Origin of the sequence: Oerskovia sp. NPDC056781 (assembly GCF_042789955.1) — a bacterium.
In the GTDB taxonomy this organism is placed as follows: Bacteria; Actinomycetota; Actinomycetes; order Actinomycetales; family Cellulomonadaceae; genus Oerskovia; species Oerskovia rustica.
In genome coordinates this window covers 1-2,137 of the sequence record NZ_JBHUAD010000371.1, presented here as the reverse complement: position 1 = coordinate 2,137, position 2,137 = coordinate 1, and the positions used below count along the sequence as shown (strand labels likewise).

Below are 2,137 nucleotides of genomic sequence, written 5' to 3'. Positions count from 1 at the left end.
CCCTCCCGGGGGAGAGCGGCCGTCGTCGTCCTGGGGCGAGAGGTCTCAGAGCGCCCGGCGCGCCCGCACCGACTCGGCGAGCTCGCCGAGGAGCTCGGCCGTCGTCTCCCAGTCGATGCACTTGTCCGTCACGGACTGCCCGTACACGAGCCCGCTCGGAGCGGGCGCCTGCGCCCCCGCCACGATGAAGCTCTCCATCATGAGACCCGTGATGCCGGCCTCGCCCTCGGCGATCCGGGCCGCGACCTCGCGCACGACCTCTGCCTGGCGCACGTGGTCCTTGCCCGAGTTGCCGTGGCTCGCGTCGATGACCAGGCCGTGCTCGACGGCCCCACCCAGGCCCGAGGCCGCAGCAACGCGCAGGGCGGACGCGACGTCGTCGGGGCTGTAGTTGGGGCCGCTGCGGCCGCCGCGCAGGATGATGTGGCAGTCCGGGTTGCCCGCGGTCTCGACCGCGGCCGCACGACCCGCACCGTCCGTGCCGAAGAACGTGTGCTCGCTCGCGGCGGTGATGCAGCCGTCGACCGCGATCTGGATGTCCCCGTCGGTCGCGTTCTTGAAGCCGACCGGCATCGACAGGCCCGACGCGAGCTGGCGGTGCACCTGGCTCTCGACGTTGCGCGCGCCGATCGCTCCCCACGACACCGCGTCCGCGATGTACTGCGGGCTCGTGGGCTCGAGGAACTCGGTCGCCGCAGGGACACCGGCGTCGAGGACGCCGAGCAGGACCTCGCGCGCCAGGTGCAGGCCACGGTTGACGTCGTGCGACCCATCGAGGTCGGGGTCGTTGATGAGCCCCTTCCAGCCGACCGTCGTGCGCGGCTTCTCGAAGTACACGCGCATGACGATCGCGAGGTCCTCGGACAGGTCCTTCGCGACGACCGCGAGGCGGTGCGCGTAGTCGAGCGCGGCCTCGGGGTCGTGGACCGAGCACGGCCCCACGATGACGAGCAGACGGTCGTCGTCGCCCGCCAGGACGTCACGGATCTCGCGGCGCGACTGGGTGACCAGGTCACCGCGCGCCGTGCCGAGCGGCAGCTCCGCGAGCATGTCGACGGGGGCGGGCAGAGGGTCGAGGGCGCGGATGCGCAGGTCGCTCGTGGGCGCCTGCAGCTCGTACTCGGGGTGGGAGGTCACGCGTTCCATGGTGTCACCTGCACCGGCGGGTGACGTGGTCGTCTCGTGGTGACGTTCGTCCGGCGAGGCGACGGTCGCGGTCGTGGCGGTCATGCGAGGGCTCCTGATCTGAAGGTGACTCAGACGGAGCCGTGCGGCCTGCTCTGTGTCCGGAGTCGGCCCGTCTGAATGACGAAGGGCCCGGACGCGGTCTGCGTCCAAGGCCCTGTGCTGGCTCCGGGGAAGGTTGGTCAGGCGAACGCCCGCTCGGCCCCTCCAGGAGCCAGCGTAAAGCGCCAATACCAACGAACCGTGTTCACCCGACGACCGTAGCACAGGGGTTTCGGAGCACTCGCGGGCTGTCTCACTCCCCGGGCGGTCGAGGTGTCGCGGCGTGTCAGGACCAGCGACGACCTGAGGCCCCGCCGGTCCTGGCACGGCGCTCGCGGGCCGCAGGGCTACGCTCGAACCCATGCCGATCCCCGAGTTCGTCGCCGCCCTCCGGTCCCGCGTCGGGACCGACCTCCTGTGGATGCCGGGGGTGTCGGGCGTCGTGATCGACGACGACGGCCGCCTCCTCCTGGGACGGCGCGCCGACACCGGGCAGTGGGCGATCGTCAGCGGCATCCTCGAGCCGGGCGAGGACCCGGCCGTCGGGCTCGCCCGCGAGATCCTGGAGGAGACCGGCGTCGCGGTCCACGTCGACGCCCTGACGGGGGTCACGGTGACTCCGCCCGTCGAGTACCCGAACGGCGACAGGTCGCAGTACCTCGACCTGTGCTTCCTGTGCCGCCCGGTCTCCCCCGCCGCGGCGGCCGAGGCCCACGTCGCGGACGACGAGTCGCTCGCCGTCGCGTGGTTCTCGCCCGACGACCTGCCGGCCGACCTCGCCGCGTCGACGAGCGAGCGCCTCGGCCACACCCTGGGCTACCTCGCGGACCAGACCGCCGGGCCGTTCTTCGTCCGCTAGCTGTGCGAGGTAGACCCGTGTGCGCGAGGTAGACCGCCGAGGGGTCTACCT

At 72.3% G+C, this 2,137-nt stretch carries 2 protein-coding genes; one reads left to right on the top strand and one right to left on the bottom strand.

Annotated features, from left to right (window positions below):
* Nucleotides 1–45: 45 nt before the first annotated feature.
* Nucleotides 46–1,146 carry a 3-deoxy-7-phosphoheptulonate synthase gene (locus ACFRCR_RS18455; RefSeq protein WP_377679636.1) on the bottom strand — a complete coding sequence of 367 codons (1,101 nt, stop codon included), beginning with the start codon at nt 1,144–1,146 and terminating at the stop codon, nt 46–48.
* Between the two features lie 442 nt (nt 1,147–1,588).
* Here ACFRCR_RS18455 and ACFRCR_RS18450 point away from each other — a divergent pair, with 442 nt between their 5' ends.
* Nucleotides 1,589–2,086, top strand: a complete 498-nt coding sequence (locus ACFRCR_RS18450; RefSeq protein ID WP_377679634.1) for an NUDIX domain-containing protein — start codon at nt 1,589–1,591, stop codon at nt 2,084–2,086.
* The last annotated feature ends 51 nt before the right edge of the window (nt 2,087–2,137 follow it).